Source organism: Pseudomonas sp. EB271-G4-1 (assembly GCF_058791355.1).
Genome location: NZ_JBYTEO010000129.1, coordinates 1 through 5,465 on the forward strand (window position 1 = coordinate 1; position 5,465 = coordinate 5,465).

At 56.2% G+C, this 5,465-nt stretch carries 5 protein-coding genes; 1 reads left to right on the forward strand and 4 read right to left on the reverse strand.

Features of this window, described 5'->3' with window-relative positions:
* Positions 1–77 precede the first annotated feature (77 nt).
* Positions 78–428, reverse strand: a complete 351-nt coding sequence (locus AC3WWR_RS30680; protein WP_083349699.1) for a glutaredoxin family protein — start codon at positions 426–428, stop codon at positions 78–80.
* Entirely contained in the window at positions 428–1,432 is a 1,005-nt protein-coding gene (gene yejK, locus AC3WWR_RS30685) for a nucleoid-associated protein YejK (RefSeq protein WP_020799836.1), read from the reverse strand. The genes AC3WWR_RS30680 and yejK overlap by 1 nt, the downstream gene beginning before the upstream one ends.
* Before the next feature lie 395 nt (positions 1,433–1,827).
* Here yejK and AC3WWR_RS30690 point away from each other — a divergent pair, with 395 nt between their 5' ends.
* Entirely contained in the window at positions 1,828–2,109 is a 282-nt protein-coding gene (locus AC3WWR_RS30690) for an HU family DNA-binding protein (protein WP_007905514.1), read from the forward strand.
* A gap of 81 nt (positions 2,110–2,190) precedes the next feature.
* On the opposite strand, the gene AC3WWR_RS30695 is transcribed toward AC3WWR_RS30690, so the two are convergent.
* Positions 2,191–4,137, reverse strand: a complete 1,947-nt coding sequence (locus tag AC3WWR_RS30695; RefSeq protein WP_492599317.1) for a reprolysin-like metallopeptidase — start codon at positions 4,135–4,137, stop codon at positions 2,191–2,193.
* 173 nt (positions 4,138–4,310) lie between these two features.
* Positions 4,311–5,333, reverse strand: a complete 1,023-nt coding sequence (rlmF, locus tag AC3WWR_RS30700) for a 23S rRNA (adenine(1618)-N(6))-methyltransferase RlmF (protein ID WP_179055598.1) — start codon at positions 5,331–5,333, stop codon at positions 4,311–4,313.
* Positions 5,334–5,465 lie beyond the last annotated feature (132 nt).

Sequence of the window (5,465 nt, forward strand, 5' to 3'; positions counted from 1 at the left end):
GCCTTCGGCAGCTCCTACAGGGGATCGATGTACACCCTGTAGGAGCTGCCGCAGGCTGCGATCTTTTGATCTTTAAATCATTTCAACGCCGCAAGAATCGCATCCGGGTCATACCCGCGAATCAACGTCCCGTTGACATCGATGATCGGAATCCCGCCGCCGCCCAGCGCCTGGTAAGCCTTGCGCGCTTCGTCATCCTTCTCGATATCGAATTCCTTGTAGGGAATGCCTTTCTGATCGAGAAAACGCCGGGTCAGCTTGCAGTAGCCGCACCACTCGGTGGCGTAAAGCACGACGTTGGCCTTGGCCTGGGTCTGCTCGGGCACTACTTGCGACGGGTTGAACACCCGCTCGATCTTGCCCCAATGCTGATAGACCACGACCACCAGCAGGATCAACAGGCATTTCTTCAATACGCTACCGAGCATCAGTTGCGGCGCTTGAGCTGATCGGTGAGCGACGTTGGCAGTCCCTTGATGATCAGCGTGCCGGCTTCTTCGTCGTACTCGATTTTCGAACCCAGCAGGTGCGCTTCGAAGCTGATGGACAGGCCTTCGGCGCGGCCGGTGAAACGGCGGAACTGGTTCAGGGTGCGTTTATCAGCCGGGATTTCTGGCGACAGGCCGTAGTCCTTGTTGCGGATATGGTCGTAGAAGGCTTTCGGGCGGTCTTCGTCGATCAGTTCCGATAACTCTTCCAGGCCCATCGGTTCGCCGAGCTTGGCCTGGCTGCTGGCGTAATCCACCAGGGTCTTGGTTTTCTCGCGCGCGTCGTCTTCGGGCAGGTCTTCGCTTTCGACGAAGTCACTGAAGGCCTTGAGCAGGGTGCGGGTTTCACCGGGGCCATCAACGCCTTCCTGGCAACCGATGAAGTCGCGGAAATACTCCGAAACCTTTTTGCCGTTCTTGCCTTTGATGAACGAAATGTACTGTTTGGACTGCTTGTTGTTCTGCCACTCCGACACGTTGATGCGCGCCGCCAGGTGCAACTGGCCCAGGTCCAGGTGACGGGAGGGGGTCACGTCCAGTTGTTCGGTCACCGCGACGCCTTCACTGTGGTGCAGCAGGGCGATCGCCAGGTAATCGGTCATGCCTTGCTGATAGTGGGCGAACAGGACGTGGCCGCCGACCGAGAGGTTGGACTCTTCCATGAGTTTTTGCAGGTGTTCCACCGCCACGCGGCTGAAGGCGGTGAAGTCTTTGCCGCCATCGAAGTACTCCTTCAGCCAGCCGCTGAACGGATGCGCCCCGGATTCGGCATGGAAGAAACCCCAGGCCTTGCCTTGTTTGGCGTTATAACTTTCGTTGAGGTCGGCAAGCATGTTCTCGATGGCGCTGGACTCGGCCAGCTCGGAGTCCCGAGCGTGCAGAACTGCAGGTGTGCCGTCGGGTTTTTTGTCGATCAGGTGGACGATGCAATGACGGATCGGCATGGGCTTCTCGGCTGAAGGAAGACGGGAGGGCGTGCTCCCCGAAAAAGCGCCCAGTGTACCGCAACCACTGGTTTTGGCGCGGTGCGAACGGCAATTGCGGGGCGACCGGTGGCGCTTATGCGTTTTTTTGCCGATTTTGAGCAATAAAGCTGACCAATTGGGTAGCTAGAGGCGGATATTTCCCCGCCTCTGTGCTAGTTTTGCGCGGTCTTACGCGTAGTCACTGCGTTAAGCGTGCATTCAGCATTTGTCAGGTCGAACCAAACCCTGATTTCGGAATCTATAACCCCGATCCCGTGGTTATTTGGCCGAGGGTGCCGGATCCAAAAGATCGGGCTCGATGGCTGACACTGCACTCTGCAATCCATATGAATTTGATAGGGAAGGAACACTACATGGCTCTTACTAAAGACCAACTGATCGCCGACATCGCTGAAGCTATCGACGCGCCAAAAACCACCGCGCGTAACGCTCTGGACCAACTGGGCCAAATCGTTGCCGATCAGCTGGAAAACGGCGGCGAAATCACTCTGCCAGGTATCGGCAAACTGAAAGTGACTGAGCGTCCTGCCCGTACTGGCCGTAACCCTTCGACTGGCGCCGCCATCGAAATCGCTGCCAAGAAAGTGATCAAGCTGGTTGTGGCTAAAGGCCTGACCGACGCTGTTAACAAGTAAGACTTGTTAAAAAAAAACCGTGCGCCGGAGCGATCCGGGCACGGTTTTTTTGTGCCTGATATTTTTCGATCCGGCATCGGGTTATGGAGTGATGACGATATCCGTAGGGGACACTGCGAAGAAAATATTGTTCTCGCAACTCACACGCAGGCGGGCCTTCAGGGTGTTTACCTGTGGAAGCCCCACTGTGGTACGCCCATTATTTGGCCGATTAGTGGCCAGTGGCTGCGCCAGATAATGGTAGCCACCGTCGGTTGACAGATGTACTGCCACTCTCGGGCAGGAGACAGGTGCAACATTGGTCTGGGCCACATTCCAGGCTATGTCATAGATCCCGCCGGCTTTCCAGTGCACTGATTTGTCCGGCTCTGTTACGGCAAATGCTGTGCCCGTGTCATGAACCCTGACGGCCGCATTGGCTTGTGCGGTAGTGGGATGCTCCATCTGGTTGTCTCGCACTGTCAGGATGTAGTTCAAATCGCGGGATTTGGCTGGATACTGGTCGCCTGGCTGGGGTGACTTTTCGTTCAAGATTACCGGGAGAGAGGGGAAGGTTCGCTCGGCCGACGGTGAAGGTGGCAAAGAGGTGGAAAGATTGCCGTACCCCGGATCCACCGGCTCAGGAAATGCGTACCCGTTGGTTTGGTCCCAGGTGAACGTCAGTTTTGCGCCGGGTACGGCGTAGCGCGCTACGGCCGACAAATTGAACGGAGTGTTGGCGGGAATATATTGATAGATTTGGGGCAAGGAATCAGGATCGATCCATGGAGCAGCATTCGGATTCAATTGTTTTGTGGCACATCTACCGCCTAGTGAACTCAGCCATGCATTCATTTCGGCCATAGATAAAGCATGGAAATAGAAGTGTCGTATAGGTGCATAGTTCATTATTTGGTCGCCGTCCGCATTATGAGCAGCGCCGATTTTGTGTCCGAACTCATGCACGGTGGTTTCCATGAATTTAGGTGCGTTCACCGGGTCCTCATGCCCTGCAAACCCGTAAGCCGTATGTTTTTTTAGTTTGCCTGACTCAACTTCCATGATGCAGGTATTACCTACTCCTCCTGCAGTTCCACCTGCAAAGGTATTGAGCATGAAGCCCGTATCATAAGCGGCTGCACCGACCACTCTCTCCAGAAGTTTTCTGTTTTCTTCGTGCCAGTCAGTATTTTCCTGTGTAGGGTCGTCATCCGGGTTGGTGAGTATCAGTTTTTCGTTTTCATCAATCAGCGTGAAGTGCACGCCCATATCGACTTCAAACGTCCTATTCATCCGATTGACTGTGCTAACCACACCCAGCAGCCCGTCTTCTACGGAGCCGCCAAACGCCCGGGTGAATCCACTGGTTGCAGTAATTGCCACTCGGAAGTTGTAGAGAATGTTTCCTCTGGGCGTACCGGTTGGCTCCATCCTATGCGCTTTGTTTTGCGCGGTGGCAGGTGATGTCTTGTCTTCCGGATCGATTGGTGACGTCTGCGCAGGTATATCAGACTGACTGAAACTCCAATAGCGGGATGTGGCTATCGCCTTTGGTAGCGTCTTGCTTTGTGTATCCCACGCGCGCTGCACCAGCCATTCATCCTGGCCGGTTGAAATGGCCGCACGTAGCGAGTTGCCGGTCAGGTCAAGGCTAAGCAGTCGACCGTCGATATCGCTGCCCTTGAAACTGAGGATGTCCGGGAATTTTTCAGCCAGCTTGGCAGGCAGGACGCCTGACTCGACTAGCTTGAATCGGCTGAACCCGCCATTGGGTAATGGCAAATCCACCTCAGGCGATGGATTGGGCGTCTTCATGGCTGCCGAGAGGTGGCGGTGAAGGCCGGGCAGGTCAAGATCGAATTGCCGGTAGCGTGAGGGAATGGCAGACCCTTGGGTTGGCTGTTGCTGAGCTGCGATTGAACTGGCTGGCCTGATCTCGCGCCAGAATCCCTCGGTGTCACTGGCGAAGGCAGGCAGTATTGAAGCGCTGCTCAGGCACAGGACATACAAACATTTTCTTATAGGTGCAGCGAGTACTTGCAGTGGCATGTTGTGGGCTCCAGAGATTTTCTGATGTCCATAACAATGCCGATACGTTCGTCAAGTTTATACTGTCATAAATAACAGTTCGTGGCCTCCGGCAGGCTCTGCTTTAACATACTGAAGAACAAACGCCCCGATATTCGGGGCGTTTGTATTCGGCACGGCTTATCAGTTTTTACTCAGCTTTTAGGAGCCCAGCGCTCGCGCCAGACCTGCTGTTCGCTCTTGGTCTTAAAGGTCCAGGCCACAAAGCGACTCTGTTTCTGGCCCTGGGACATTTCCACCACCTGGCTTTCCAATGCGCCAGCCTTTTTCAGGGCCGTCTGGATGGCTGGCAGGTTCGAAGCTTTCGATACCAGGGTACTGAACCACAACACCTGCTGACCCACCTGCGCGCTCTCGCTGATCAGTTGGGTGACGAATCGCGCTTCACCGCCCTCACACCACAACTCCGCCGCCTGACCGCCAAAATTCAGCACTGGCAGTTTGCGTTTCGGATCGGCCTTGCCCAGCGCGCGCCATTTACGGCTGCTGCCTCGGGTGGCTTCCTCCAACGAGGCGTGGAAGGGTGGGTTGCACATCGTCAAGTCAAACCGCTCGGCGCTCTCCAGCAGACCCAGCAAAATATGCTTGCGGTTGCCCTGCTGGCGAATCTGGATGGCCTTGTTCAAACCGTTGGACTGGATGATGGCCCTGGCGGCGGCGATGGCGGTGGCGTCGATTTCCGAGCCGAGGAACTGCCAGCGGTAGTCGCTATGACCGATTAACGGATACACGCAGTTGGCGCCCATGCCCACGTCCAGCACCTTGACCGCGGCGCCCCGGGGAATCTCGCCATCATTGCCGCTAGCCAGCAGGTCGGCGAGGAAGTGCACGTAGTCCGCACGCCCTGGAACGGGTGGGCACAGATAGTCGGCCGGAATGTCCCAGTGGGCGATGCCGTAGAACGACTTGAGCAGCGCCCGGTTGAACACCCGCACCGCGTCCGGGCTGGCGAAGTCGATGCTTTCCTTGCCGTAGGGGTTGATGATCACGAACTTCGCCAGTTCCGGCGTGGTCTTGATCAGCGCCGGGAAGTCGTAACGACCCTGGTGGCGGTTGCGCGGATGCAAGCTGGCCTTTTCGCGCGGCTCCACGGCTTTGGCCGGGGTCGCGGATTCGGGCTTTTTACGCGCAGGTTTGGGTGTGCGGGGGGCGGTCATGGGTGTGATCGATTCGGGTATGGCTAAAAGTGGCGGCTATTGTCCCACATCCAACCGTAATCGGTGCGCCCCTGTAGGAGCTGCCGCAGGCTGCGATCTTTTGATCTTGTTTTTTAAAAGCAAGATCAAAAG

Bases quoted from the DNA above. Each gene is read 5' to 3' on its own strand.
- rlmF (WP_179055598.1), bottom strand. From the start codon at position 5,333: ATGACCGCCCCCCGCACACCCAAACCTGCGCGTAAAAAGCCCGAATCC.
- AC3WWR_RS30680 (WP_083349699.1), bottom strand. From the start codon at position 428: ATGCTCGGTAGCGTATTGAAGAAATGCCTGTTGATCCTGCTGGTGGTC.
- AC3WWR_RS30690 (WP_007905514.1), top strand. From the start codon at position 1,828: ATGGCTCTTACTAAAGACCAACTGATCGCCGACATCGCTGAAGCTATC.
- yejK (WP_020799836.1), bottom strand. From the start codon at position 1,432: ATGCCGATCCGTCATTGCATCGTCCACCTGATCGACAAAAAACCCGAC.
- AC3WWR_RS30695 (WP_492599317.1), bottom strand. From the start codon at position 4,137: ATGCCACTGCAAGTACTCGCTGCACCTATAAGAAAATGTTTGTATGTC.